The following is a 25,634-nucleotide window of genomic DNA, read 5'->3' as shown; positions in this document are numbered from 1 at the left end:
CCTGAAGCCTTGTTTGCCGGACGCGCAAAAAAATATTTGCAAAAAAACCTTGCCAAGCGTAATTTTTTCGATTATGTATCCCCTTTCAATGACGATGCGGGAGGCTTCGTTTCTGATTCTTTACAATACGCTGCATCGGAACATATTTTAAGGCGAACGCCCAAACCCAAACCCTGTTGCGCAGACAGGGATGGGTTTTTTTCGCCTCTGCCGGTGCAAATCACCTTCCACGCCGTGCCTTTACGCTTTCAGGGTGTCGTAAACGCACGTTTTTTGCCCGCCGGCGTCGCCATGAGCGCAGATGCGCACGCCGGGGCGCAACCGCCTACCTACTTGAGGTACCCATGGGCCAGCTCACCAAACAGTTCGGCAAAATCAAGGTTTCCCTCCCTATTCCCCATCTGCTCAACCTGCAGATAGATTCATACCAGAAATTTCTCCAGGAAGGCGTGCCGGAAAAGGACCGCAGGCCCGACGAAGGCCTGGAAGGCGTGTTCCGCACCGTTTTCCCCATTGAAGACTTCAATAAGACCGCCAGCCTGGAATTTGTCAGCTATGAGGTGGGCGAACCCAAGTACGACCAGGCCGAGTGCATCTCCAAGGGCCTGACCTACGAGGCCCCCATGCGCATCAAGGTGCGCCTGGTGGTCTACGATACGGACGAAGCCTCGGGCAACCGCACCATCCGGGACATTAAGGAGCAGGACATCTACTTCGGTACCCTGCCCCTCATGACCGAGAAAGGCACCTTCATTATTAACGGCACGGAGCGGGTCATCGTCAACCAGCTCCAGCGCTCCCCCGGCATCATTTTTGAGCACGACGGCGGCAAAACCCACACCAGCCGCAAGGTGCTCTATTCCTGCCGGGTCATCCCCATGCGCGGTTCCTGGCTGGACTTCGACTTTGACCACAAGGACATCCTCTACGTCCGCATTGACCGCCGCCGCAAAATGCCCGCCACCATCCTCTTCAAGGCTATGGGCATGAGCAAGCGGGACATCCTGGAGTACTTCTACATCACCGAGCACTACCGGCTGGAGCAGAGCAACGCCCTGTTCTGGGAAGTGCGCAAGGATCTCTACCGCAAAGACAACGCCTACGCCGACATTGCCGCGCCCGACGGCAACGTCATCGTGCGCGCCGGCAAGCCCATCACCAAGCGCGGCTGGCGGCAGATCTGCGAGGCGGGCATTGAGGCCATTGAAGTGCGCCCCGACGCCCTGGACGGCATGTTCCTGGCTGAGGACGTGGCCAATCCCGAAACCGGCGAAGTGCTGGCCGAAGCGGCGGACGAAATCACCCCCGGCCTGCTGGATCGTCTGCGCGAGGCGGGCATCCATCGCCTGGCCGTGCTGCACACCAAGGGCACGGACGCCTCCTCCTCCATCCGCGACACCCTGGCCCTGGACCGCATCCCCGACCAGCAGCGCGCGCAGGAGGAGATCTACCGTCGGTTGCGCCCCTCCTCCCCGCCCACGGCTGAAATTGCGGCCAGCTTCTTCGACAATCTGTTCCGCAATGCGGACTACTACGACCTCTCGCCCGTGGGCCGCTACAAGCTCAACCAGCGCCTGAGCCTGAATGAGCCCGCGGACACCCGCACCCTTACGGACAACGACATCCTCACCGCCATCAAAGTGCTGGTGCAGCTCAAGGACAGCCACGGCCCGGCCGACGACATCGACCACCTGGGCAACCGCCGCGTGCGCCTGGTGGGCGAGCTGGTGGAAAACCAGTACCGCATCGGCCTGGTGCGCATGGAACGCGCCATTAAGGAGCGCATGAGCCTGCAGGAAATTTCCACGCTCATGCCGCACGACCTCATCAATCCCAAGCCTGTGGCGGCGGTGCTCAAAGAGTTTTTCGGCACTTCGCAGCTCTCGCAGTTCATGGATCAGACCAACTCCCTCTCCGAGGTGACGCACAAGCGGCGTCTCTCGGCCCTGGGCCCCGGCGGTCTGACCCGCGAGCGCGCGGGCTTTGAAGTGCGGGACGTGCACACCTCCCACTACGGCCGCATCTGCCCCATTGAAACGCCTGAAGGCCCCAACATCGGCCTGATTGTTTCCCTGACCACCTTTGCCAAGGTGAACGACTTCGGCTTCATTGAGACCCCTTACCGGGTGGTGCGCGAAAGCCGCGTCACCGACGAGGTGGTGCACCTGGACGCCAGCCGCGAAGGCGACCAGGTAGTAGCCCAGGCCAACGCCCGGCTGGACGCCCAGGGGAACCTGCTGGACGAATTTGTCACCGTGCGCGTCAAGGGCGAGGTGGAAATGCGCCCGCGCGAAGAAGTGACCCTCATGGACATTTCGCCCAGCCAGATGGTCTCCATCTCTGCAGCGCTCATCCCCTTCCTGGAGCACGACGACGCCAACCGCGCGCTCATGGGCTCCAACATGCAGCGCCAGGCCGTGCCCCTGCTGCGCTCGGAAAAGCCCCTGGTGGGCACGGGCATGGAAGTGGACGTGGCCCGAGACTCCGGCGCCTGCGTAGTGGCCCCGGCCGACGGCGTGGTGCAGTACGCGGACGCCGACCGCATTGTGGTGGCCTACGAGGGTGCCCTCTACCCCAAGCAGGGCGGCGTGCGCGCCTATGATCTGCTCAAGTTCCACAAGTCCAACCAGAACTCCTGCTTCGGTCAGAAGCCCACCTGCCACCCCGGCCAGAAGGTCAGAAAGGGGCAGATCCTGGCGGACGGCCCCGGCATCGACGAAGGCCAGCTGGCCCTGGGCAAAAACCTGGTGGTGGCCTTCATGCCCTGGTGCGGCTACAACTATGAAGACTCCATCCTCATTTCCGAGCGCACGGTGAAGGAGGACGTCTTCACCTCCATCCATATTGAGGAATTTGAGGTGGTGGCCCGCGACACCAAGCTGGGGCCGGAAGAAATCACCCGCGATATTCCCAACGTCAGCGAAGACATGCTGCGCAACCTGGACGAAAGCGGCATCATCCGCATCGGCGCGGCCGTCAAGCCCGACGATATCCTGGTGGGCAAAATCACCCCCAAGGGCGAAACCCAGCTCACGCCGGAAGAAAAACTCCTGCGGGCCATCTTCGGCGAAAAGGCCAGGGACGTGAAAAACACCTCCCTCAAGGTTCCTCCGGGGGTGGAAGGCACCATCATTGACGTCAAGGTCTTCAACCGCCGCTCGGGCGAAAAGGACGAGCGCACCCTGGCCATTGAGACCCACGACACGGGCGTGCTGGACCAGAAGGAAGCCGACCACATGCGCGCCCTTGGCGAGCGCACCCGCGCCCTGCTGACCCCGCATGTGCTGGGCAAGCAGATCGCCGCCTCCCTGCCCGGCAAAAAGAAGGGCGAAGTGCTGCTGGAGGCGGGCGCGGCCCTCACCGAGGATGCCCTGGCCCAGATTCCGGTCAAAAAGCTGGCCGGTCTCTTCAAGAGCAAGGAAGTGAACGACCAGGTGGCCGAGCAGCTCAAAGCCTACGACCAGCAGGTGGAATACCTCAAGGCCGTTTACGATTCCAAGCGCGAAAAGGTCACCGAAGGCGACGACCTGCCCCCCGGCGTCATCAAGATGGTCAAGGTCCACATCGCCATCAAGCGCAAGCTCTCCGTGGGCGACAAGATGGCCGGCCGCCACGGCAACAAGGGCGTGGTTTCCTGCATCCTGCCGGAAGAGGACATGCCCTTCTTTGCGGACGGCCGCCCCGTGGATATTGTGCTCAACCCCCTGGGCGTGCCCTCCCGTATGAACATCGGGCAGATTATGGAAACCCACCTGGGCTGGGGCGCCAAGGAGCTGGGCCGTCAGCTGGCCGAGCTGGTGGATTCCGGCGCGGCCATGCAAGTGGCGCGCAACGAGGTGAAAGACGTCTTCGCCTCTGAAGAGATCAACGCCCTGGTGGACAGCATGGACGACGAGGAATTTACCGCCTCGGTGCGCAAACTGCGCAACGGCATTGTCACCAAAACCCCGGTCTTCGACGGCGCCACCGAAGAGGAAATCTGGGGCTGGATGGACAAGGCGGGCATGGCCAACGACGGCAAGACCACCCTGTACGACGGCCGCACGGGCGTGCCCTTTAAAAACCGGGTGACCACGGGCGTCATGTACATGCTCAAACTGCACCACCTGGTGGACGAAAAAATCCACGCCCGCTCCACGGGCCCCTACTCCCTGGTCACCCAGCAGCCCCTGGGCGGCAAGGCGCAGTTCGGCGGCCAGCGGTTGGGCGAAATGGAAGTCTGGGCCCTGGAAGCCTACGGCGCGGCGTACCTCCTGCAGGAGTTCCTCACCGTCAAGTCCGACGACGTGACCGGCCGCGTGAAGATGTACGAAAAGATCGTCAAGGGCGACAACTTCCTGGAGGCCGGCCTGCCCGAATCCTTCAACGTGCTGGTCAAAGAGCTGATGAGCCTTGGCCTTAACGTGACCCTGCACCAGGAAGAAGGCAAAAAAAAGCCCCGACGCCAGGAGTTTTTCCAGGAGCGTGAAACCGAGGGCTAAGGCATTTGCCGGGGGCCGCCCTGCGGCGGCCCCCGGTGCAGGCCCGGCCCGGCAAAGCGTCAACGATTCCAACGAGCTTTTACCAAAGCAAGGTACATAGAATGAGCCTGGACGATCTTTTCACCGCCCGCGGCACGTCAAGCAGCGTGACCAACATCCGCAACCTGAAAGCCATCCAGATTTCCATTGCCTCGCCCGAGGCCATCCGCGAATGGTCCTACGGCGAAGTGAAAAAACCGGAAACCATCAACTACCGCACCTTCAAGCCGGAGCGCGACGGTCTTTTCTGCGCCAAAATCTTCGGCCCCGTGAAGGACTATGAGTGCAACTGCGGCAAATACAAGCGCATGAAGCACCGCGGCATTGTCTGCGAAAAGTGCGGCGTGGAGGTCATCGCCTCCAAGGTGCGGCGCGAGCGCATGGGCCATATTGAGCTGGCCGCGCCCGTGGCCCACATCTGGTTCCTCAAGACCCTGCCTTCCAAGATCGGCACCCTGCTGGACATGACCATGGCCGACCTGGAAAAGGTGCTCTACTTCGATTCCTACATCGTGCTGGACCCTGGCCAGACCAATTTGCAGAAGCGCCAGGTCATCTCCGAAGACCAGTACCTCCAGATCATCGACCACTACGGCAGCGACGAAGTCATGACCGTGGGCATGGGCGCCGAGGCCGTGCGCTCCCTGCTGGAAGAGCTGGACCTGGAAAAACTGCGCCAGGAGCTGCGCGAGGAAGGCGAAGGCACCAAGAGCCAGACCAAGAAGAAAAAAATCATCAAGCGCCTCAAGATCGTGGAGGCCTTCCTGGAATCGGGCAATAAGCCTGAGTGGATGATCATGGAGGTCATCCCCGTGATCCCGCCGGAGCTGCGCCCCTTGGTGCCGCTGGACGGCGGCCGCTTCGCCACCTCCGACCTCAACGATCTCTACCGCCGGGTCATCAACCGCAATAACCGCCTGAAGCGGCTCATGGAGCTGGGCGCGCCGGAAATCATCATCCGCAACGAAAAGCGCATGCTCCAGGAGGCCGTGGACGCCTTGTTCGACAACGGCCGCCGCGGCCGCGCCATCGCCGGCACCAACGGCCGGCCCCTCAAGTCCCTCTCGGACATGATCAAGGGCAAGCAAGGCCGCTTCCGCCAGAACCTGCTGGGCAAGCGCGTGGACTATTCCGGCCGTTCGGTCATCACCGTGGGCCCCTACCTCAAGCTGCACCAGTGCGGCCTGCCCAAAAAGATGGCCCTGGAGCTGTTCAAGCCCTTCATTTATTCCGAGCTGGAAAAACGCGGCCACGCCTCCACCATCAAAAGCGCCAAAAAGATGGTGGAGCGCGAAGAGCTGGTGGTCTGGGACATCCTCTCCGAAGTGGTGCGGGAATACCCCATCCTGCTCAACCGCGCGCCTACCCTGCACCGTCTGGGCATCCAGGCCTTTGAGCCCCTGCTGGTGGAAGGCAAGGCCATCCGCCTGCACCCCCTGGTCTGCTCCGCCTACAATGCGGACTTTGACGGCGACCAGATGGCCGTGCACATCCCCCTCTCGGTGGAAGCGCAGATCGAATGCCGCGTGCTTATGATGAGCACCAACAACATCCTCTCGCCCGCCAACGGCGGCCCGGTTATCGTGCCCTCGCAGGATATTGTCCTGGGCCTCTACTATATGACCGTGGAACGCAGCTTTGAAAAAGGCGAAGGCATGACCTTCTGCGCCCCGTGGGAAGTGGAATCCGCCTACGACGCGGGCCAGGTTTCCCTGCACGCCCGCATCCATGTGCGCATGCCCGACGGCAAGATCTACGACACCACCCCCGGCCGCGTGCTGGTGAGCGACATCCTCTCCCCCGGCCTCTCCTTCAGCCTGGTCAACTGCGTGCTCACCAAGAAGAGCATCGCCCGCCTGGTGGGCGAGGCCTACCGCCAGTGCGGCATCAAGGCCACGGTCATCCTTTGCGACAGGATCAAAGACCTGGGCTACGAATTCGCCACCCGCGCGGGCGTCACCATCGGCGTCAAGGACTTGACCATCCCGGTCAAGAAAAAGGACATTCTCGCCGCCTCCCAGGCCGAAGTGGACGATATCGAGCACCAGTACCGCGACGGCATCATCACCCGTACCGAAAAGTACAACAAGGTGGTGGACGTGTGGACCAAGGCCACCCAGGACGTCTCCACCGAGATGATCAGGGAGATCTCCTACGATACCCTCACGGACCCCAAGACCGGCAAGCAGGAGAAAAACTCCAGCTTCAACCCCATCTTCATGATGTCCAACTCCGGCGCGCGCGGCAACCAGGACCAGATGCGCCAGCTCGCCGGCATGCGCGGCCTTATGGCCAAACCTTCGGGCGAAATCATTGAAACGCCCATCACCTCCTCCTTCCGCGAGGGGCTCTCGGTGCTGCAGTACTTCACCTCCACCCACGGCGCGCGCAAAGGCCTGGCGGATACGGCCCTCAAAACGGCCAACTCCGGCTACCTTACCCGCCGCCTGGTGGACGTGGTGCAGGACGTCATCGTCTCTGAACACGACTGCGGCACGGTGGACGGCATCGAGCTCACCCACCTCAAGGACGGCGGCGACATCAAGACCCCGGTCTGGGAGCGCGCCGTGGGCCGCGTGCTGCTCTACCCCGTGTACGATCCCGAACAGCCGGACGTCATCCTGCTGCCCGAAAACACCCTGATCAACGAAAAAGAAGCGGACATCCTCAAGGCCAGGGGCATCGCCTCCATCACCGTGCGCTCGCCCCTCACCTGCCAGGCCGAGCGCGGCATCTGCGCCCTGTGCTACGGGCGCGACCTGGCCCGCGGCCACCTGGTCAACACGGGCGAAACCGTGGGCATCATCGCGGCCCAGTCCATCGGCGAGCCTGGCACTCAGCTCACCATGCGCACCTTCCACATCGGCGGCACGGCCTCAAGCACCATTGAGAAAAACAAGTTTGAGGCCCTCAACCCCGGCCGCGTCATCCTCAGCCGCGTGCGCGCCGTCACCAACCGCGACGGCGTGGACCTGGTGCTGGGCAAGAGCGGCCAGCTGACCATCGTGGACGCCCAGGGCCGCGAACGCGAAAAGTATATCCTGCCCAATGGCGCGCGCCTGCTGGTGCACGACGGGCAGGAAGTGACCAAGGGCACAACCCTGGCCGAGTGGGACCCCTTCAACGAACCCTTTGTGTGCGAAGAAGAAGGCGTCATCCGCTTTACGGACATTGTGGACGGCAAAACCGTGCAGGAAAAGGTGGACGACATTACCCGTCAGGCCAGCCTGACCATCATGGAATACCGCACCACCAACTTCCGCCCCTCCATCTCCGTCTGCGATGAGAACGGCAACGTCAAAAAACGCAGCCACGGCGCGGCCGCCGCGGTCTACAGCCTGCCCGTGGGCTCCATCATCATGGTCAAGGACGGCGAGGCCATCCAGGCCGGCGACATCATTGCCCGCAAACCCCGCGAAACCTCCAAGACCAAAGACATCGTGGGCGGCCTGCCCCGCGTGGCCGAGCTCTTTGAAGTGCGCAAGCCCAAGGACATGGCCGTGGTTTCGGAAATCTCCGGCACCGTCACCTACGAGGGCGAATCCAAGGGCAAACGCAAACTCCTGGTCACGCCGGAAATCGGCGAGGCCAAGGAATACCTGGTGCCCAAGGGCAAGCACATCACCGCCGCCGACGGCGACTTTGTAGAAGCCGGCGACCCCCTCACCGAGGGCTACCCCGAGCTGCACGACATCCTGCGCACCCGCGGCGAAAAATACCTGGCCCGCTACCTGGTGGACGAAATCCAGGAAGTCTACCGCTTCCAGGGCGTGGGCATCGACGATAAACACATTGAAGTCATCGTGCGCCAGATGCTCAAAAAGGTCACCATCCTGGATTCCGGCGGCACCAGCTTCCTGGTGGGCGAGCAGGTGGACAAGGCCGAATTCAGGCAGGAAAACCAGCGTACCCTGGCCGAAGGCCGCACCCCGGCCATGGCCGAGCCCCTGGTGCTGGGCATCACCCAGGCCTCGCTGACCACCTCCTCCTTCATCTCGGCGGCCTCCTTCCAGGAGACCACCAAGGTGCTCACCGAGGCCGCCCTGCGCGGCAAGGAAGACCATTTGCGCGGCCTGAAGGAAAACGTCATCGTGGGCCGCCTTATCCCGGCCGGCACCGGCTACCGCCAGTACGTCAACGGCGACATTGTGGTGCCCGACCAAAAGGAACGGCCGGACAAGTTCCTGGAAGAACTGGAAGAAAACCCCATCCTGGTGGACTTGCACAACGACTAGCCCCCGGGTAGGCAAAAGCATAACCAGCTTGATCACAACGCGCGCGGTTCGGGGCCAGACCCCGGACCGCGCGCGTTTTTGGCGTTGGGGAGGGGCGGTCTTGTGGAGTGAGGGGGACTGTTGTGAACAAAAGTCCCCCTCACCCTTCAAAAACCCTATTCCGGCGTACGGCTGGCGCCGCCGGCAGGGCGCGCTGCGGGACCCTGCGGTCAGGGTTCGGCTGCGGGAGAAGATCCTCAGGCCTTTTTCGCCCCCCCGCGAGGCGCGCCACAGGGCTTCCGCCGCAGCCACGTTCCTGAAAAAAAGAGTTTTTTCCACTTGTTTGCTGCAAAAAACCTCGCGCAAAAATGTTTTCTCCCCTTGACATCCGTGGAGGCTTACGGCCTGCCGCCTTGGCGGCTGCAAGACAAAAAATGGCGTTTTCATGAGTATTTTTGTAAAAAAACGATTTGTTCTTGTGCATATCTTTGGCGCTTATCTGTGCACAGAACGACAGGAACGGGCAAAAGCCTTGCCCCTTAAGGCTTTTCGGGCCCTGCCCGCAAGCTCGCTAAACAAAAAATAGTAAGTATTATTTTAATGTTATGTAAATTGGCCTTTGGGGAAAGCCTAACCCCTCACTGCCGTAAACCCCAGCTAATCCCCCTTTGCCCCCGCCCTGTTCTTTGGGCTACAAGGCGGCATGCGAGAACATTGGGCAGAAATTTCTGAAAATCTCAAGAAAATGCTGGATTCCGGCGTTTTCAAAGTCTGGATTGCCCCGCTCCGGGCCGTTGTGGCAGGGGACTGCCTGCAGCTTACTGCGCCCAGCGCCTTTGTGGCCCACTGGCTGGAGCACAAGATGCTCCCCACCCTGCAGCAGGCCGCGGCCCCTGTGCTGGGGCTGAACCCTGCCGCCGTCAAGGTGCGCGTGCAGACGGCGGCAGAACGGCCCCGCGCGGGCAAGCCCCGCTCCGAGGCTGTTCAGGGCGCCGCGGCTCCCGTTGCGGCGGCTGCGGGCGCGGCCGCGGCGCGGCCGTTGCGCCGGGCGGAGCAGGCCCCCCTGCCCTTGCCCCTGCACGTTGCCGGGCCCGCGCCCCTTTTGTGGCGCTATTCCTTTGCGGATTTTGTGGTGGGCCCGCCCAACCATATGGCCGTGGCCGCCGCCCAGGATATGAGCCAGCGCGGCGGCTGCGTGCAGACCCTTTTTGTCAGCTCCGCTTCCGGCCTGGGCAAAACCCACCTGGCCCAGGCCGTGGGCCGGGCCATTGCAGACCAGGGCGACGTAGCCCGCGTGGGGTACCTCACCGCCGAGGAATTTGCCACCCGCTTTGTCTGCTCCCTCAAATCCCACGACGTGGAGGGCTTCAAGTCCCGGTTTCGCGATCTGGACGTGCTCCTGATGGAAGACGTGCACTTTTTTCAGGGCAAAGAAAAGATGCAGGACATGGCCCTGGCCGTGGTCAAGAACCTGCAGGCCCGCGGCGGCCGCGTCATTTTTACCTCGTCCTTTTCCCCGCGCGAGCTCCAGCATGTGGACAGCCAGCTGGTGTCCCACTTCTGTTCCGGCATCCTCACCGATATGGGCCGCCCCACAGAGGAAATGCGTCGCCACATTCTGGAACGCAAGGCCCGCAGCTTTCAGGTGCTGCTGCCCGACCCCGTTTGCCAGCTCCTGGCCAGCCGCCTCAGCGGCGACGTGCGTCAGCTGGAATCCTGCCTCAACAGCCTGATCTTCAAAGCGCGCCTGCTCAACTGCGGGCTCAATGTGGACCTGGCCATGGAGGTGCTCAGCCAGTACGCCAGCGTAAGCGCCGAGCCGGACTTCCCCACCATTCTCCGCCTGGTCTGCCAGAGTTTCGGCCTCAATGAGCACCAGCTGGCCTCCCGCTCTCGCCGCAAGGAATGCGTGCAGGGCCGCAACCTGATCTATTACCTGGCCCGCAAGCACACCACCCTGACCCTGGAGCAGATCGGCGAAAGGTTCAACCGCCGCCACTCCACAGTCATCAAGGGCATTACCGCTGTGGAACGCGAGCTCTCCAAGGAAAGCGGCCTGGGCCGCCAGATGGCCCGCACCGTGCAGCTTATTGAACGCAACGCCGGCCTGCCTGCCGTGCATTAGGGCATCTCAAAGTTGAAATGCTCTAGTTACGGACGAAGACAGCAGCGCTCAAAAATTTCCTTCCCCCAGCAAATCCCCCCCAACAAATCGCCTTTTCCCCTCCCTTTTTCAGCACGCTTTACATAAAAATCGGGTAAGCCTTGTAGCCCTCCGGCACGCTGGGTACTTTTACCAAGAACGTACTTTTTGCGCCGCACACGGGGGGCCGGACATGCTGGAAGTGGACATCGCCAAAGCGCGCGAAAATTTTGTCCTGCGCCTGCGCTTCAGTGTGCCGCGCGGTGGAGTCTGTGTGGTGTTCGGACCTTCGGGGTCGGGCAAGAGCACCCTTATCAACTGCATCGCCGGGCTGGAGACGCCGGACGCCGGGCGCATCGTCTGCGACGGCAAGGTGTTTTTCGACGCGGCGGCCAGGGTCAATCTGCCGCCTGAGGCCCGCGGGCTGGGCTATGTTTTTCAGGATGCCCGTCTTTTCCCCCATTTGAGCGTGCGGGAAAACCTCTGTTTCGGCCTGCGCTACCGACGTCCGGACGCGGCGCACGCGCGTAGCGCGCCGGATCTGGGGAGCGTGGCGCGCCTGCTGGACATCTGCCCGCTGCTGGACCGCGCCCCTGGCACGCTTTCGGGCGGGGAGCGCCAGCGTGTGGCCGTGGGCCGGGCTTTGCTCTGCCGACCGCGTCTGCTGCTTATGGACGAACCCCTGGCCGCGCTGGACATGGCCCTGAAGCGAGATCTGCTCGCCTATCTGGCGCGGATTCCGGAGCACTGGGATCTGCCCGTGCTCTATGTTACCCACGCGCCGGGGGAAGCTCTGGCGCTGGGCTCCGCCATGCTGCTGTTGCGGGCGGGCCGGCTGGCGGCGCAGGGCCCGGTGGCCCCCACCCTGGCCGAAGCGCGGCAGCTGGGCCTTCTGCCCACGGAAACCCTTTACCTGACAGGAGAAGAGAACAATGCAACCTCGCACGTGGCTTAACGGCCGTCTGCTGGCGGCCCTGACGCTGACGCTGATTCTGGCCCTGCCCCTGGCCGCCGTGGCCGGCCCCTCCGTAACCACGGGACTGGGCTACAAGACCATGGTGCAGGAGCTCTGCGCCCTCTACGCCCAGAAAACCGGCCAGAAAGCCACGGAGATGTACAGCGGCAACATCGGCCAGATGCTGGAGCAGGTCAAAGCCGGCAGTGGGGCCACGGTGGTCATTTCAGATAAGCTCAGCCTGAAGGCTTCAGACGTGCGCTTCGCGCGCTTCCAGCCTCTGGGGGAAGCTGTGCTGGTGCTGGCCTGGCGCAAAGGCATAACCCTGCAAAGCCCGCAGGACCTGCGCGGGGCCCAAGTTGCCAAAATCGGCCACCCGGACGCCAAGGCCGCCATCTATGGCCGGGCCGCCGTGGCTTACCTCAAGGGCAGCGGGCTCATGCCCGCGGTTAAGGATAAGGTTGCCATGTTCTCCACGGTGCCGCAGGTTTTTTCGTACCTGGTTTCGGGCGACCTGGATGCCGGTTTCGTCAATGAGGCCATTGTGCGCAAGCAGGGCAAAAAGATCGGCGGCTGGATGGAGATCCGCAAGGATTACGAGCCGCTTCTGCTGGTGGCCGGCGTAGTGCAAGGCCAGGAAGACGCCCCCGGCGTGCGCGCCTTTATGGATTTTCTGGCCACGCCGGAAGCCCTGGCCGTCTGCCGCAAGCACGGCCTGCGGCCTGAAGCGCGCCCGTGAACGAGGCCTGGCGGCTGCTCGGCGCGCCCGATCTCCGCTTTTCCCTGTGCCTGACGCTGCGCGTCTGCACGGCCTGCCTGCTGCTGCACGGCCTTACGGCCATCCCCCTGGCCAGCCTGGCGCAGAGCCGCAGGCCCGTGCTGCGCCGGGCAGTCAATTTTCTGGTGACCCTGCCCCTGGTCTTTCCCCCCATGGCCATGGGCTTTCTGCTGCTCATGTTTCTGGGCCGCAACGGGTGGGGGGGCCTGCTGCTGTGGAAGGCCCTGGGCGTGAGCTTGGTGTTCTCTGAAGGGGGCATCATTCTGGCCTCCTGGCTGGCGGGCCTGCCCCTGGCAGTCAAGCCTGTGCAGACGGCCCTGGCCCACCCGGAGCTTATCCGCCTGCGCCAGGCGGCCCGGGTCTGCGGGGCCGGGCCGGTTTCCTGTTTTTTTCGCGTCACCGTGCCCCTTATCCGGCACGGGCTGGGCGCGGGCCTGCTGCTGGGCCTGACCCGCGCTCTGGGCGAAGTGGGCATGAGCCTCATGCTGGGCGGCAACATTGCGGGCCGCACCAATACCTTGTCCCTGGAAGTGTTCAACGCCGTCTCCAGCGGCGAATTTGAGCGCGCCGGTCTGCTCTGCGCCTTGCTGGCCGCCATGAGCCTGCTGCTCTACCTGGGCATGGACTGGTGCCAGCGCCGGGCGTTCTGAACCGCGCCGCGTTACCGGCCCCCGCGCAGCCGCCGCGCAGGCCGGCCCTGCGCTTGACTCCCCCCCGCCAGAGGCGCAGGCTGACGGAAAAGAACATGCGGACGTCACGCTCCACGGCCAACAGACGGCGCTGCCCGAAGGCAGCCGCCAAGATCAGGCGACGTGCGCCGCAGGGTGGAAACATCGGGCTTGGAGCAGGGCGGGGGCGCACTGCTCCGTGAAGGCGCGGGGTCATCGCGGTTGCGCCGCGGCAGGCTCAGGAGGCTGTTTCCGCTCTTACGCCACACCTATGCTGCAAAGGAGTTGCTCATGTATCTGCCTCCCGATCCCTATTGGCTGCGCGCCCTGCTCAACGACGACTGCCCCGGTCTGGACCTGACCGTAGACCTGCTGGGCCTGGGCGCACAGCGCGGGGTCATGACCTTTGCCCCCAAGGAAGACTGCGTGCTCAGCGGCGCGGACGAAGCGGCCTGGCTGCTCCGGGACCAGGGCCTTGCGGTGACGGCTGCAGCCGCCAACGGCGCTCGCCCGCACGGCGGGGACGTGGTGCTCACGGCCCGGGGCCCCGCAGCGGACCTGCACCGCTGCTGGAAGGTCTGCCAGACCCTGATGGAATATATGAGCGGCATTGCCGGGCGCACTGCCCTGATGGTGGAACGCGCCCGAACCGCCAACCCGCGCGTGCAGGTGGCTGTGACCCGCAAAAATTTCCCCGGCGCCAAGCGCATCAGCCTGGAGGCCGCCTGCTGCGGCGGGGCCACGGTGCACCGCCAGGGGCTCTCCGATTCCATCCTCATCTTTGCCCAGCACCGGGCTTTTCTGGCGGACAACAGCATTGCGGCTCTGGCCGCCAGCTGGGAGGAACTGCGCAGGCAAGCGCCGGAACGCAAAATCGCCGTGGAGGTGGACAGCCCCGCAGAAGCCCTGCTCCTGGCCCAGGCGGGCGCGGACGTGATCCAGTGCGAAAAATTCCCGCTGCCCGCGCTGGAAGAAACCGTGCGCGCCCTGCGGGCCGCCGCCCCGGCCGCGACCATCCTGGCCGCCGGCGGCATTAACGGCGAAAACGCCGCGGCCTGCGCCGCCACGGGCGTAGACGTGCTGGTCACCACCTGGCCCTACTTCGGCCGCCCCGCAGACATCAAGGTTGTCATGCGGCCTGAGGAATAGCGGAAAAACTTTTCGCCTCTCAGGAAACGCGCCGGGCGTACCCCGGACAATGCCTGCGTATACTTGGCATGCGCTGCCGTTCGGGCGCGTCTTTCCCCTATGGAGGATATGGTGCAGGCAACGAGGTTATGCTGCAGCTCCCTTCGGGTCTGTCTTTCCCCGCAAGTGCGCGCGGCATAAGGGGATGCGGCCGCGCAGCGCCACGCTGGAAGACGGCCCAGGCGAAATAAAAAATAAGCCGCCCATCTGCAGGGCAACCCAGTAAGCGGGCTGGCCAGCCCAACGCCGCAGGCGCAAAGCCCCCTTTGTCTTTGCGCCGTTTTCCCGCTACAACAAGGCGTCAACCCTATGCCTTGACGGGAGGACGGCATGCTGACCAGCGACAAAAAAATGTGTCTGGCCCTGGCTGCGGGGCGGGAAATCTGCCTTACGCCGGCCATGGGCAACCGCCATGGCCTGGTGACCGGGGCCACGGGCACGGGCAAAACCGTCACTCTCCAGACCCTGGCCGAAAATTTCAGCCTTCTGGGCACGCCCGTGTTCATGACCGACGTCAAGGGCGACCTGGGCGGCCTGAGCCAGGCCGGGCAGCCCAAGGGCGGCATTGCCGCGCGCGTGGCGGATCTGCACCTGCGGGACAAAGGCTACGTCAACCAGGCCTACCCCGTCTGCTTCTGGGATGTGACCGGGCAGCGCGGCCACCCCCTGCGCGCCACGGTGAGCGCCATGGGCCCCCTGTTGCTGAGCCGCCTGCTGGACTGCAACGCCGTGCAGACCGACATCCTGCACCTGATCTTCCGCATGGCCGACGACCAGGGCCTGCTGCTCCTGGACTTCAAAGACCTCCGCAGCATGGTGGCCTACGCGGGCGAAAACGCCGCCTCCTTCCGCAACGTTTACGGCAACGTGAGCGCGGCCAGCATCGGGGCCATCCAGCGCGGCCTGCTGCGTCTGGAAGAGGAAGGCGGGGACAAATTCTTCGGCGAGCCCTCCCTGCGCCTGGAAGATTTGCTGCTCCAGGATCTGCAGGGGCGCGGCACAATCCACATTCTGGACGCGCGGGAACTCATGCAGCGGCCGCGCCTCTACGCCGCCGTGCTGCTCTGGCTGCTTTCGGAGCTCTTTGAGCAACTGCCCGAAGTGGGCGATACGGAACGGCCGCGCCTGGTTCTGCTGTTTGACGAAGCCCACCTGCTGTTTGACGACGCCCCCCAGGCGCTGCTGGACAAGATGGCGCAGGTGGTGCGGCTCATCCGCTCCAAAGGCGTGGGCGTATACTGCAGCACCCAGAACCCCCTGGACGTGCCGGGCGAAGTGCTGGCCCAGCTGGGCAACCGGGTGCAGCACGCCCTGCGCGCCTATACCCCGCAGGAACAGAAGGTCTTGCGCGCCGCGGCCCGGAGCTTCCGGGAAAACCCGGCCCTGGACCCCGAAACGGTCATCCCCCAGCTGGGCACGGGCGAAGCCCTGGTCTCGTTTCTGGACGCCAAGGGCAAACCCGGCGTGACGGAACGAGCCCTCATCCTGCCGCCGGAAAGCCGGGTTGGCCCTGTTACGGATGCGGAACGGGAAGCCGTGCTGCGGGCTTCGCGCCTGGCCGGGCGCTACGACGCCCCCCTGGATCGGGAATCGGCCTACGAACGGCTGGAAGCCCACTTCCGGCAGCGGGACGCAACCGCAAAGCAGGCGCAGGAAGCCAAGGAAACGGCCCGCCAGGCCAGGGAAGACGAAAAACAACAGCGCGAAGCGGAACGCCGGGCCCGGCGCGAGGCCAAAGAAAACCCCGACCTGGGCGACGTGGTGAGCGATCTTTCCCTGCGCATGGCCCGCACCATCTCCACCACCATCGGGCGGGAAATCGGCAGAAAAATCCTGCGCGGCCTCATGGGCGGCATTCTGGGCTCCCGCCGCTGAGCGGCGCGCCCTGCGCCCCTGCTGTCCGCTGCATATCGGGCCTTACGGCCTGCCGCCCACTTCCAGTGCCCGCAGCCTTGGGAAGTCCCATCCTCAAAGGCGCAGTGCAGAACCGCGCACTGTGGCCTTGCCTGCAAGCCGTACGGCGCTTGCTCGCGCGGCGCTCAAGGCAGGGCACAAGCCTGCAATGCCGCCAGGCCGCCCGGCGCAGTTCTGCACTGCGTCGGCTTGTAATTTTTTTAACAAATTGATTTATACAGCAATCTATTGAATTTAATTTATTTTTTAGAAAAAGCATCCCTTCCGGCCGCATTTGCCGCCACCGCGCCCCTTTACTCTCCTTTACGGCAGGCGTATTTTTTACTTGTGAAAAAAATATCAATTCATCGGATACTCAAGCCGCGCGGTGCGGCACATCCGGTGCGCCAATGCCCGAAAGGAGGCAACCATGTGGGACGAAGCCTGCGACTATAATGCGGTACGGGAGCTGCGCGTCAAGACGACGGCATATCTGGGCGTGGGGGCCATTGACAAGCTGGACGACATCCTGGCTCAACTCCGCCGGGAGGGCGTCAGCGCGTTGCTCTGCGTCACGGGCGGGCACGCCTATAAGGCCACGGGGGCCTGGGACAAGCTGGAGGCGGCCGCCGCCCGCCAAGGCATGACGCTGGCCCTGTACAACAAGGTGACGCCCAACCCCACGACCGACAGCGTGGACGAGGCCGCGGCCCTGGGCCGCGCCCGGGGCGTGGGGGCCGTGCTGGCCATCGGCGGCGGCAGCCCCATAGACTGCGCCAAGAGCGCCGCCATCATGCTGGCCTATCCGGATAAAACCGCCGAGGAGCTTTACTGTTTCCGCTTTACGCCTGAAAAGGCCCTGCCCATTGTCGCCGTTAACCTGACCCACGGCACGGGCAGTGAGGTCAACCGCTTTGCCGTGGCCACGGTAACCAAGCTCAACTATAAGCCCGCCATTGCCTATGACTGCATCTATCCGCGCTACGCCATTGACGATCCGGCCCTCATGGCGGCCCTGGCCCCGGACCAGACCCGCTATGTCTCCATCGACGCCGTCAACCATGTGATAGAGGCGGCCACCAGCACGGTTTCAAACCCCCTGGCCGTCCTTCTGGCGCGGGAAACCATCCGCCTGGTCCATGCCTGGCTGCCCAAGGCCCTGGCAGATCCGGCCAACCTCAGGGCGCGCTATGAGCTGTGCTTTGCCGCCCTGCAGGCGGGCGTGGCCTTTGACAACGGGCTTCTGCACTTCACCCACGCGCTGGAACACCCGCTGAGCGCCGTCTGCCCGCAGCTGGCCCACGGCCTGGGCCTGGCCGTGCTGCTGCCCGCCGTAATCCAGGAGTGCTATCCGGCCCGGCCCGGCCTGCTGGCCCACATTCTGCAGCCGCTGGCCCCCAACCTCAAAGGCGTGCCCGCCGAGGCCCGCGAGGCCGCCCGCGCGGTGGAAGCTTGGCTCGCCGAAGTGGGCGTGCCCCAGAAGCTGGAGGACATAGGCGTGCAGGAAGCGGACGTGCCCCGCTTCTGCGATCTGGTGGAACAAACCCCCTCGCTGGGGCTGCTGCTTTCCGTAGCGCCCGTCAAGGCCTCCAGAGAGCGCGTGGCCCGCATCTACGCCACTTCGCTGCGCCCCCTGGCCTGAGGGGCCCGCGCGGCATGACAAAGGGGGCCGAAAGGCCCCCTTTTTTGTGCTCCGCCGGAGACGGGCTACGGCTTGAGCTGCTGCACGATATTGTGGAGGTTGCCGGCCATTTCCGCCAGCTGCTGCACGGCCCGGACCGATTCCTCCAAGTTGGTGGAGGTGCTGGCGCAGAGGTGGGTGACCTCTTCCACATGCCCTGGCAGGGTGGTGCAAAAAACCGCCGCTTCCGAAGAAGCGGCGGTTGTAAGCGCGCGGGAAGGGAACGCGCGCGGTGTGGGCTTTATGCGGGATCAGAAGGTGTAGGCAAAGACCAACTGGGCCTTCCAGGCGTCTTCCTTAGAGAAGGAGCCGTTGCCCTGGCCGCCGTTGTAGCCGTCCTTTTTCCAGGTGTCCCTGTCGATCATGTTGACCACATACCCCAGTTCCAGGTTGGCTTCCAGGTTTTCGTAGATCTGCCACTGGTTGACCAGGTTGAATTCCAGCAGACCGTCGTTGGTGGTCAGGTAGGGGCCGTCGCCGCCGAAACCTTCCTGCCAGGCGTAGGCGCTTTCCATATATTTGACCATGGAGGGGGCGTTGGTGCCGCCCCAGTAGGCCACGCGGAAGGTGTGCTTGAGGTTTTCCACAAAGCTCATGTCGGCCAGCTGCCCGCCGATGCCCCAGGTGCCAGCGTAGCTCATGCTCCAGTCGCAGGTATTGCCGGGGCCCGCGCCCCAAGCCAGGTTGCCGTCGCCCACGAAGGAGGTGAAGTTGCCCGCGCCCGCGATGGAAGGCATGCGCTCGGAGCCGTTCTTCACATTGCCGTCGTCGCCGCTGGCGTACCAGCCGAAGATGCCGGGGGTGGCCCAATCCATCTTGTATTCCACCAGGGCCTTGGCCAGCCAGCCCTGACGCTCGGTGCTGCCGCGCACAATATCCGTGCCGCGCTTCAGCACGTCGTAGCGGCCCATGGCTTCGGCATAGCCGTAGTTGACGTCAAATTCGATGTTCAGCGGATCAAAGGCGGTGATGGCCACGGGCAGACCGGCCCAGAACAGCGAGCCGTACTGCTTGCCGGTGGTGGAGGAATTCAGCGGATTGCTGTTAGCATAGTTGAAGCCGGGGGTCAGGCCGGGCAGAGTCAGGCCCAGGCTGCCGTCGCTGGTTTCCCAGGGTTCTTCTTTATCCATAGCGGCCAGGCCGCGCAGGGCGTTCTTGCCGCGCATGCCGTACATGGCCCAAGGGGTCACCTCCACGCCGTCAAAGCTCAGGGGCACGGAGAGCATGAAGAGATCAAGGTTATCCAGGTAATTGTTCCGTTCCGTATTGTTTTCGCCCTTCCTGACAAAATCGCCGTTGAAGTTGTCGTTGACCGGGCGGGACCACATGGCCGTGAGGCCCACGTTGTCGTTGAACTTGTAGTTGACCACCAGGGCGGCGGAATCGCAGTCCATAATGGCCGAGCCGCCGGCGGCGTTGGGCACGGCCGTGGCCTGCAGGCCCATGCGCACCCGGGCGTCGGTATTGGGGATCAGCCAGTCGATGTAGGCGTTCTTCACCTTCACCATCTTGCCATCCGCGCCCAGCGCGCCGCCCTCTGCGGCTTTGCCCCAGGTCTGATCGCCGATTTCAAAGAAGACCGTGCCAGAGAGCGCCTCGGAGGCCACGGCGTCCAACTGCAGGCGCACCCGCTGCGAAGCGCCGAAATCGTCGTTGGTGTTGCTCTTGGTTTTGGAGGCGCCGGAAGCCGTGGTATTCTTGGTCAGGCTGGTGTTGGCGACGCCAAAGCCCACCAGCCATTCGCCCTGAGCCTTGAAGTCGATGGCCTTGGCCCCTCCGGCCGCGCCCACCAGCAGGCCCGCGGCCAGCATGGTCACCATGCAGGCTTTTTTAAAGCGTTGCAGTACGTTCCTTTCTTTCCTGTGCATATGAATGCTCCTCCGGTATGGGTTTTCGCGGCCGCTACGGATAAACCGCCCCAACAGCCGCGGGGGTTGCGTAACAACTTTTATATTTTTTTGTTACCAAACGTAAAGGCGCTGCGCCGCGCTCAATGCTCCCTGGCCTGCGCGTGGGCATGCTTATGGCCGCCGCACTTGCAGTTGGCGCAATTGCCTTTGCACACATGGCTGCGCTTCTCCTCAATGAGCACCCGGTTGCCGTTGACGGCCAGGTCAAACCCCGTCTTGCCCTTAAAGATGATCTGCTCCGTACTCAATCCGCCCAGGAGCAACGAATTTTTCAGGGCGTCCACAGCGGTAGGGTGCGGCCGGGAAACCCGGCGCACGTCAATAAAAATGCGTTTGCAAGCATGCTGATTGCCGTACAGCAAGGCGATAACGGCATCCGCCTGGGACGGCCCAAAGGGATCCTGAAGGCTGATGTGCAGATTGTCGTGGCTAAAGCGGTGCGTAACCGGGGAATCCGGCGTGCCGTGCTCTTCCATACCGTGCCTCCACTGGGGTTTGTGAATGAAGGCATCTTGGCACAGGGCAGGATGCGTGTCAATAAAATTGAAAATACTTTTCAAAATCAATATATATCTATGTGAATATATTATATAAAATTGTTCAAATTTTTGTATTTATCCTCTTCCCACATAAAAAAGCGAAAATCGGGATCATGCGGCGGGCCCGTGCCCCGCAGAGCGCGGCCGGGCGGCCGCAGCGGGGCGAGCCCAAGGAGGGGAAAACGTCAGGATGGGGGAAGGCGTTCCACGGAGACGGAAGCCGCGCCGTGCGGCGGCGTCAGGCCTCGCGCCCTGCGCACAGGCGAAAGGATTGCAGTGGAATCGGCACGGCAAAGGCCCCCTGGCGGCGGCCGGACGACGCTTCCGGCCGCCGCCAGGGGTGTGAAGCTATACGGCCACGGCCTGATGGTCGCGCCCGGCGGAACGCCAGGCCACGATGTCCTCCACGCTGCACAAGGGCATGCCGTGGGCCTGGGCAAAGGCCGCCACCTGGGGCAGCCGGGCCATGCTGCCGTCGTCGTTGGTCAGCTCGCAGAGCACGCCGCAGGGCTCCAGCCCGGCCAGGCGCATGAGGTCCACGGTGGCCTCGGTGTGGCCGCGGCGCTCCAGCACGCCGCCGGGGCGCGCCAGCAGGGGAAAGACATGCCCTGGCCGCCGCAGGTCTTCCGGCCGGGCCCCGGGCGCGGACGCAGCCCGCACGGTGGCGGCCCTGTCCGCAGCGGAAACGCCCGTGGTCACCCCCTGCGCCGCCTCAATGCTGACGGTGAAGGCCGTCTGCTGCGTGTTGGTGTTGTGGGCGGTCATGAGCGGCAAATCCAGCCGCCGGGCGTGCTCCGCCGTGAGGGGCAGGCAGACGATGCCGCTGCAATGGCGGATGAGCATGGCCATCTGCGGCACGCTGATCTGCCGGGCCGAAAAAATGAGGTCGCCCTCATTTTCCCGGTCCGCGTCATCCACCACCAGCACGCCGCCGCCGGCGCGCAGGGAGGCCAGGGCGCGGGCGAGCCGCTCCTCAGCATTGCCGAAAGAATCCAGAGTCAAAGGGGACTGATGCATAACCGTTCTCCGTATGCCGGCAAACCGCCGGGAGAGGGTGCATCAGGGCGTGGACGGGGCCGCCGCAAAGCCGCAGAGGGAAAATCCCCTGCACGCCGTGCGCGGCGGCGAAAGGCCGTTCTCTTCCATCCGGACTGTTACCGTCGGCTTCGGATTCGCACCGAATCTGCTGACCCCGGTCACGGGCGCTCGCGGGCTGACGGCCAGGCCGAGGCCCGCCGCATCACCGCCGGTGGGGACTTGCACCCCGCCCTGAGAAACGGCCCTACCCTACGCCCCTGCGCCGCATCTGGCAAGGCGGAGCAAACCTGCGTCGCACGCGGTAGCGTCCAGAATTTTTTGCACACTTCGTAGCGGCCGCCAAAGATGCCGCGGCCACACGCCCCGCAGCATGGCCCGCCCCGACGCGGAAACCTGCCGTGACAAGGCACCCGGCAACAAAAAAGGCCGCCGCGCCCTCCTCAATGGAAGACGCGGCGGCCCCCAAAACGTTGCCGCAGCCCCAAGCCTATTCCGAGGCCTGGGCCTTGAGCGCGTCGGCCTGGGCGGCGGTGACCAGGGCCTCCACCAGGGGATCCAGCTCGCCTTCCATGATCCGGTCCAGGGAATAGAGGGTCAGGTTGATGCGGTGGTCCGTGCAGCGGCCCTGGGGGAAATTGTAGGTGCGGATGCGCTCCGAGCGGTCGCCGCTGCCCACCTGCGCCTTGCGGTCGGCGGAAAGCTCCGAGCTCTGGCGGGCGCGCTCCGCGGCCAGGATGCGCGAGGCCAGCACCTTCATGGCGCGGGCCTTATTCTTGTGCTGGGAGCGTTCGTCCTGGCAGGTGACCACGGTGCCCGTGGGGATGTGGGTGATGCGCACGGCCGATTCCGTCTTGTTGACGTGCTGGCCGCCCGCGCCCGATGCGCGGTAGATATCAATGCGCAGGTCGTCGGGTTTGATTTCCACATCCACCTCTTCAGCTTCGGGCATGACGGCCACCGTGGCCGCCGAGGTGTGGATGCGGCCCTGGGCCTCGGTGGCGGGCACCCGCTGCACCCGGTGGGCCCCGGCCTCAAACTTGAGCCGGCTGTACACCTTACTACCGGTGATAAGGCAGATAATTTCCTTATAGCCGCCCGATTCGGAAGGGGATTCGCTCATGATTTCCACCTTCCAGCCCTTGAGCTCGGCGTAGCGGGAATACATGCGAAGGAGATCCGCCGCAAACAGGGCGGCCTCTTCCCCGCCGGTGCCGGCGCGGATTTCCAGAATGGTGTTCTTTTCGTCCAGGGGGTCGGTGGGCAGCAGCTGCACCTTGAGCTTATGCTCAATCTCCGGCAGGGCGGCTTCCAGCCGGTGGACCTCTTCCAGGGCCAACTGGTGGATGTCCGCATCGTCGTCGTGGAGCAGCTGCTTATTCTCTTCCAGCTCCTGAGAAAGGGAGCGGTACTGGCGGAAAAGCTCCACCACGGGCCGCAGGTCCGCATGGGCCTTGGCCAGCTTGCGGTAGTGCGCCTGATCGTTGAACACCTCGGGCTGAGCCAGGCTGTGCTCCAACTCCAGATATTTTTTTTCCAGACCTTCCAGCTTGGCAAACATGGGAACTCCGATATAGTCATTCCGTGGCGTAGGGCACAGCGCGCACGCGCAGCCCCTCCTCCGGGTCCAGGGCCTCGCGCAGGGCCACCACGGCCACTTCCAGCTGCCCCGCATCCGGCTCGTCGGTGGTCAGGCGCTGCAAGGCCAGGCCGGGCGCGCGCAGCAGCGTGGCCCAAAAGCCCTGGCGCAGCCGGGCCGCGTAGCGGATAAGCTCGTAGGCCAAGGCGCTGATGGGCGCCATAAGCAGCAGCTTGAAGGCGATGGTCACAGCGTGCTTAGCCGCCTCGTTCTGCGGCGTGTAGACGTGCAGCAGCAAGGGCACCAGCACCGCGTGCAGCACGATGGAAAGGCAGATCACAAACAGCAGAAACGTGGTGCCGCAGCGCGGGTGCAGGCGGCTCATGCCGGCGGCTGCGGCGGCGTCCACGTCCCCTCCGGCCTCAAAGGCGTGGATAGTCTTGTGCTCGGCCCCGTGGTACTGGAACACCCGCCGGATGTCCGGCACGCAGGCAATGGCCCGGATATAGGCCACAAAAATGCAACACTTGAAAAAGCCGTCCCAGACATGGAAGGAGAGCCCTTCCACATCGCCGCCCAGCCCCAGCCAGAGCATGCCCACGGAAAGCAGGTGCGGGGCCAGTACAAACAACCCCACAGCCATGAGCAGAGCGGCCGCAAGCGTCAGCGTGAGCTGCCAGCCCGAAAGCTCCTCCCCCTCGCCCTGGGCGGCCGCCTCCACCGAACGGTTGAGGGCCTTGACCCCATTGACCAGGGTTTCCACCAGCACGGGAAACCCGCGCACAAAGGGCTTTCGGAGCCAGGTGGCCTCAGTCAGGCTGAACCAGGGGTAACGGCGGGCGCAGATAACGCCGTCGGCGCGGCGCACGGCCAGGCCGTACACCGCACCATTGCGCATCATAACGCCTTCCATGACCGCCTGGCCGCCCACCACGGGGCAGCCGGCGGCCAGCTGCAGCGCCGCTGCGGCCAGACGCAGCAATCGGGCGCGCCGGTCAATCCCGCCGCGCCCGTCACGCCCGCCGCACTCCGGGGAGCGCGCGCCGCCGTTGGGGCGCGGCCCAGGCCCCCGCATGCGCTTACTTTTGCTCAAACTTGGCGTACTTCTTACGGAAGCGGTCAATACGGCCGGCAGTATCCAGGAAGCGCTGCTTGCCGGTGAAAAAGGGGTGGCAGTGGGAGCAGACTTCCACATGCACCTGCTCGCCCTTGGTGGAAAGCACCTGCTCCTCATGCCCGCAGGCGCAGGTGATGGTGGCTTTGTACACTTTGGGATGGATGTTTTCTTTCATGATTCTTTCCTTATAAACGCGGCATAATCCGGCGCGCAGTCCGGCCGGACGCCCGCGCGTTGTGGCCCTGCGAGGCCATGCCTCGCACAAGGGAAAAATATATAGCCTCTCATGCGCGGCTTGGCAAGGAGAATGTGCCGCACATTGCCAGCCGCGCCCGAAGGCGCTATACAGCCGCCATGCCCAAGACCTTGCGCCAACGCGCCGACCAACTGGCTTACGAACAGGGCCTGGCCGAAAGCCGGGAGCAAGCCCGCCGCCTGATCATGGCTGGCCGCGTGGCCCTGGCCGGCGGGCCTCCGGGCGCGCCGCCCCTGCTGGTGCCCAAGCCCGGTCATCCTTACCCCGCGGATACGGCCTTCGCCCTGCTGGAGCCGGAACGCTATGTGAGCCGTGGGGCCTACAAACTTCTGACCATCCTGGAGCATTTCCGCCTGGACGTGACCGGCATGGTTTGCCTGGACGCCGGGGCCTCCACGGGCGGCTTTACGGATTGCCTGCTGCAGCACGGGGCCGCGCGGGTTTATGCCGTGGACGTGGGCAAGAACCAGCTGCACGAGAAGCTGCGCGCCGATCCCCGCGTTGTCAGCCTGGAGGGCGTAAATCTGCGCCACGCGCCGCCTTCCCTTATCCCTGAAACTGTGGACCTGGCGGTGGCGGACGTCTCTTTCATTTCCCTTACCCTGGTGCTGCCCCCTTGCCTGACCTGGCTCAAACCCGGCGGCCTGGCCGCCGTGCTCATCAAGCCGCAGTTTGAGCTGGGCCCCGGCGAGACGGTCAAGGGCGTGGTGCGCGACCCGGCAGCCCGGCAGCGCGCCGTGGACAAAATTCTCACGTTTGCCGACGTCCAGCTGGGCCTGGACTGCCGGGGCGTGCTGCCCGCCGCCGTCAAGGGCCCCAAGGGCAATCAGGAATTCATGGCCCTGCTGGCCCGGCGCTGACGCGCCGCGGCTCAGGGAAACAGACAGCAGAGCCAGGGGCAAGAAGAGGCGGGGGCCGTACCCTGACCGCAGGCTTGTTTGCCCTGTGGGCATGGCGGCTCATCTTTTTATGGCGCTTGGGCCTCCTCCCTTTTTTACCCCGCACAACGTCCTGGCCCGGCTGACTGCCAGGAACGCCCCAGACAACCATACACACAATCGCCCGCCCAGGGTACGCCCTGCGTGTTGCCTGAGTTTCAGCGCGTGGGCCTGCGCAAGGGCCATTGCCAGGGTACGCCCTGCGTGTTGCCTGAGAAGA

The 25,634-nt window shown here is 64.1% G+C and carries 18 protein-coding genes and 1 riboswitch; of the genes, 11 read left to right on the top strand and 7 right to left on the bottom strand.

The annotated features are described in order from the left end of the window. Positions 1–344: 344 nt before the first annotated feature. From rpoB to BLS55_RS00975, 10 genes are all read left to right on the top strand, one after another. Positions 345–4,481, top strand: coding sequence for a DNA-directed RNA polymerase subunit beta (gene rpoB, locus BLS55_RS01015; protein WP_092152464.1), 4,137 nt, complete (start codon positions 345–347; stop codon positions 4,479–4,481). A 101-nt stretch (positions 4,482–4,582) separates the two neighbouring features. Beyond that, positions 4,583–8,755 (top strand): DNA-directed RNA polymerase subunit beta', encoded by a 4,173-nt coding sequence (rpoC, locus tag BLS55_RS01010; protein WP_092152463.1) that lies wholly within the window; start codon positions 4,583–4,585, stop codon positions 8,753–8,755. A 424-nt stretch (positions 8,756–9,179) separates the two neighbouring features. After that, positions 9,180–9,320, top strand: coding sequence for a hypothetical protein (locus tag BLS55_RS12025; protein ID WP_180365356.1), 141 nt, complete (start codon positions 9,180–9,182; stop codon positions 9,318–9,320). Positions 9,321–9,437: 117 nt separating this feature from the next. Beyond that, positions 9,438–10,859, top strand: a complete 1,422-nt coding sequence (locus BLS55_RS01005; protein ID WP_143339490.1) for a DnaA ATPase domain-containing protein — start codon at positions 9,438–9,440, stop codon at positions 10,857–10,859. 211 nt (positions 10,860–11,070) lie between these two features. Beyond that, positions 11,071–11,832 (top strand): molybdenum ABC transporter ATP-binding protein, encoded by a 762-nt coding sequence (locus BLS55_RS01000; protein ID WP_092152462.1) that lies wholly within the window; start codon positions 11,071–11,073, stop codon positions 11,830–11,832. Next, the gene (modA, locus tag BLS55_RS00995; RefSeq protein ID WP_092152461.1) at positions 11,810–12,571 is read left to right on the top strand and encodes a molybdate ABC transporter substrate-binding protein; all 762 of its coding nucleotides are present in this window, start codon (positions 11,810–11,812) and stop codon (positions 12,569–12,571) included. The genes BLS55_RS01000 and modA overlap by 23 nt, the downstream gene beginning before the upstream one ends. Then, complete coding sequence (locus BLS55_RS00990; protein ID WP_257243079.1) at positions 12,568–13,260, top strand: molybdate ABC transporter permease subunit; 693 nt, start codon at positions 12,568–12,570, stop codon at positions 13,258–13,260. Before modA ends, BLS55_RS00990 begins: the two co-directional genes overlap by 4 nt. A 309-nt stretch (positions 13,261–13,569) precedes the next feature. Then, positions 13,570–14,427 carry a ModD protein gene (modD, locus tag BLS55_RS00985; RefSeq protein WP_092152460.1) on the top strand — a complete coding sequence of 286 codons (858 nt, stop codon included), beginning with the start codon at positions 13,570–13,572 and terminating at the stop codon, positions 14,425–14,427. Positions 14,428–14,796: 369 nt separating this feature from the next. After that, positions 14,797–16,341, top strand: coding sequence for a helicase HerA-like domain-containing protein (locus BLS55_RS00980; RefSeq protein WP_092152459.1), 1,545 nt, complete (start codon positions 14,797–14,799; stop codon positions 16,339–16,341). Positions 16,342–16,789: 448 nt separating this feature from the next. Then, the gene (locus BLS55_RS00975) at positions 16,790–18,001 is read left to right on the top strand and encodes an iron-containing alcohol dehydrogenase (protein WP_092152458.1); all 1,212 of its coding nucleotides are present in this window, start codon (positions 16,790–16,792) and stop codon (positions 17,999–18,001) included. A gap of 65 nt (positions 18,002–18,066) precedes the next feature. On the opposite strand, the gene BLS55_RS12215 is transcribed toward BLS55_RS00975, so the two are convergent. From BLS55_RS12215 to rpmE, 7 genes are all read right to left on the bottom strand, one after another. Continuing rightward, positions 18,067–18,192: a hypothetical protein gene (locus BLS55_RS12215; RefSeq protein ID WP_257243078.1), complete on the bottom strand. Its 126-nt coding sequence runs from the start codon at positions 18,190–18,192 to the stop codon at positions 18,067–18,069. A 99-nt stretch (positions 18,193–18,291) separates the two neighbouring features. Then, positions 18,292–19,908, bottom strand: a complete 1,617-nt coding sequence (locus BLS55_RS00970) for an outer membrane homotrimeric porin (protein ID WP_092152457.1) — start codon at positions 19,906–19,908, stop codon at positions 18,292–18,294. Between the two features lie 122 nt (positions 19,909–20,030). Then, the gene (locus BLS55_RS00965; RefSeq protein WP_092152456.1) at positions 20,031–20,426 is read right to left on the bottom strand and encodes a squalene cyclase; all 396 of its coding nucleotides are present in this window, start codon (positions 20,424–20,426) and stop codon (positions 20,031–20,033) included. A gap of 411 nt (positions 20,427–20,837) precedes the next feature. Further along, a complete protein-coding gene (gene ribB / locus BLS55_RS00960; RefSeq protein WP_092152455.1) occupies positions 20,838–21,506 on the bottom strand; it encodes a 3,4-dihydroxy-2-butanone-4-phosphate synthase in 669 nt (222 codons plus the stop codon). Between the two features lie 113 nt (positions 21,507–21,619). Further along, a riboswitch (FMN riboswitch) is annotated at positions 21,620–21,770 on the bottom strand. Between the two features lie 244 nt (positions 21,771–22,014). Further along, complete coding sequence (gene prfA, locus BLS55_RS00955) at positions 22,015–23,085, bottom strand: peptide chain release factor 1 (protein ID WP_092152454.1); 1,071 nt, start codon at positions 23,083–23,085, stop codon at positions 22,015–22,017. A 16-nt stretch (positions 23,086–23,101) separates the two neighbouring features. Beyond that, complete coding sequence (locus BLS55_RS00950; RefSeq protein ID WP_092152538.1) at positions 23,102–24,016, bottom strand: DUF1385 domain-containing protein; 915 nt, start codon at positions 24,014–24,016, stop codon at positions 23,102–23,104. Positions 24,017–24,182: 166 nt separating this feature from the next. Further along, positions 24,183–24,395, bottom strand: a complete 213-nt coding sequence (rpmE, locus tag BLS55_RS00945) for a 50S ribosomal protein L31 (RefSeq protein ID WP_092152453.1) — start codon at positions 24,393–24,395, stop codon at positions 24,183–24,185. A gap of 179 nt (positions 24,396–24,574) precedes the next feature. Here rpmE and BLS55_RS00940 point away from each other — a divergent pair, with 179 nt between their 5' ends. After that, on the top strand, positions 24,575–25,336 hold the full coding sequence (locus tag BLS55_RS00940) for a TlyA family RNA methyltransferase (RefSeq protein WP_092152537.1): 762 nt from the start codon (positions 24,575–24,577) through the stop codon (positions 25,334–25,336). The last annotated feature ends 298 nt before the right edge of the window (positions 25,337–25,634 follow it).

Origin of the sequence: Desulfovibrio legallii (assembly GCF_900102485.1) — a bacterium.
Lineage (GTDB): Bacteria > Desulfobacterota > Desulfovibrionia > Desulfovibrionales > Desulfovibrionaceae > Desulfovibrio > Desulfovibrio legallii_A.
This window is presented reverse-complemented; position numbering and strand designations above follow the sequence as displayed.

Excerpts from the sequence above, each read along its gene's own strand:
- rpoB (WP_092152464.1), top strand. The coding sequence starts at position 345 with ATGGGCCAGCTCACCAAACAGTTCGGCAAAATCAAGGTTTCCCTCCCT.
- rpoC (WP_092152463.1), top strand. The coding sequence starts at position 4,583 with ATGAGCCTGGACGATCTTTTCACCGCCCGCGGCACGTCAAGCAGCGTG.
- BLS55_RS12025 (WP_180365356.1), top strand. The coding sequence starts at position 9,180 with ATGAGTATTTTTGTAAAAAAACGATTTGTTCTTGTGCATATCTTTGGC.
- BLS55_RS01005 (WP_143339490.1), top strand. The coding sequence starts at position 9,438 with ATGCGAGAACATTGGGCAGAAATTTCTGAAAATCTCAAGAAAATGCTG.
- BLS55_RS01000 (WP_092152462.1), top strand. The coding sequence starts at position 11,071 with ATGCTGGAAGTGGACATCGCCAAAGCGCGCGAAAATTTTGTCCTGCGC.
- modA (WP_092152461.1), top strand. The coding sequence starts at position 11,810 with ATGCAACCTCGCACGTGGCTTAACGGCCGTCTGCTGGCGGCCCTGACG.
- modD (WP_092152460.1), top strand. The coding sequence starts at position 13,570 with ATGTATCTGCCTCCCGATCCCTATTGGCTGCGCGCCCTGCTCAACGAC.
- BLS55_RS00980 (WP_092152459.1), top strand. The coding sequence starts at position 14,797 with ATGCTGACCAGCGACAAAAAAATGTGTCTGGCCCTGGCTGCGGGGCGG.
- BLS55_RS00975 (WP_092152458.1), top strand. The coding sequence starts at position 16,790 with ATGTGGGACGAAGCCTGCGACTATAATGCGGTACGGGAGCTGCGCGTC.
- BLS55_RS00970 (WP_092152457.1), bottom strand. The coding sequence starts at position 19,908 with ATGCACAGGAAAGAAAGGAACGTACTGCAACGCTTTAAAAAAGCCTGC.
- BLS55_RS00965 (WP_092152456.1), bottom strand. The coding sequence starts at position 20,426 with ATGGAAGAGCACGGCACGCCGGATTCCCCGGTTACGCACCGCTTTAGC.
- ribB (WP_092152455.1), bottom strand. The coding sequence starts at position 21,506 with ATGCATCAGTCCCCTTTGACTCTGGATTCTTTCGGCAATGCTGAGGAG.
- prfA (WP_092152454.1), bottom strand. The coding sequence starts at position 23,085 with ATGTTTGCCAAGCTGGAAGGTCTGGAAAAAAAATATCTGGAGTTGGAG.
- BLS55_RS00950 (WP_092152538.1), bottom strand. The coding sequence starts at position 24,016 with ATGGAAGGCGTTATGATGCGCAATGGTGCGGTGTACGGCCTGGCCGTG.
- rpmE (WP_092152453.1), bottom strand. The coding sequence starts at position 24,395 with ATGAAAGAAAACATCCATCCCAAAGTGTACAAAGCCACCATCACCTGC.
- BLS55_RS00940 (WP_092152537.1), top strand. The coding sequence starts at position 24,575 with ATGCCCAAGACCTTGCGCCAACGCGCCGACCAACTGGCTTACGAACAG.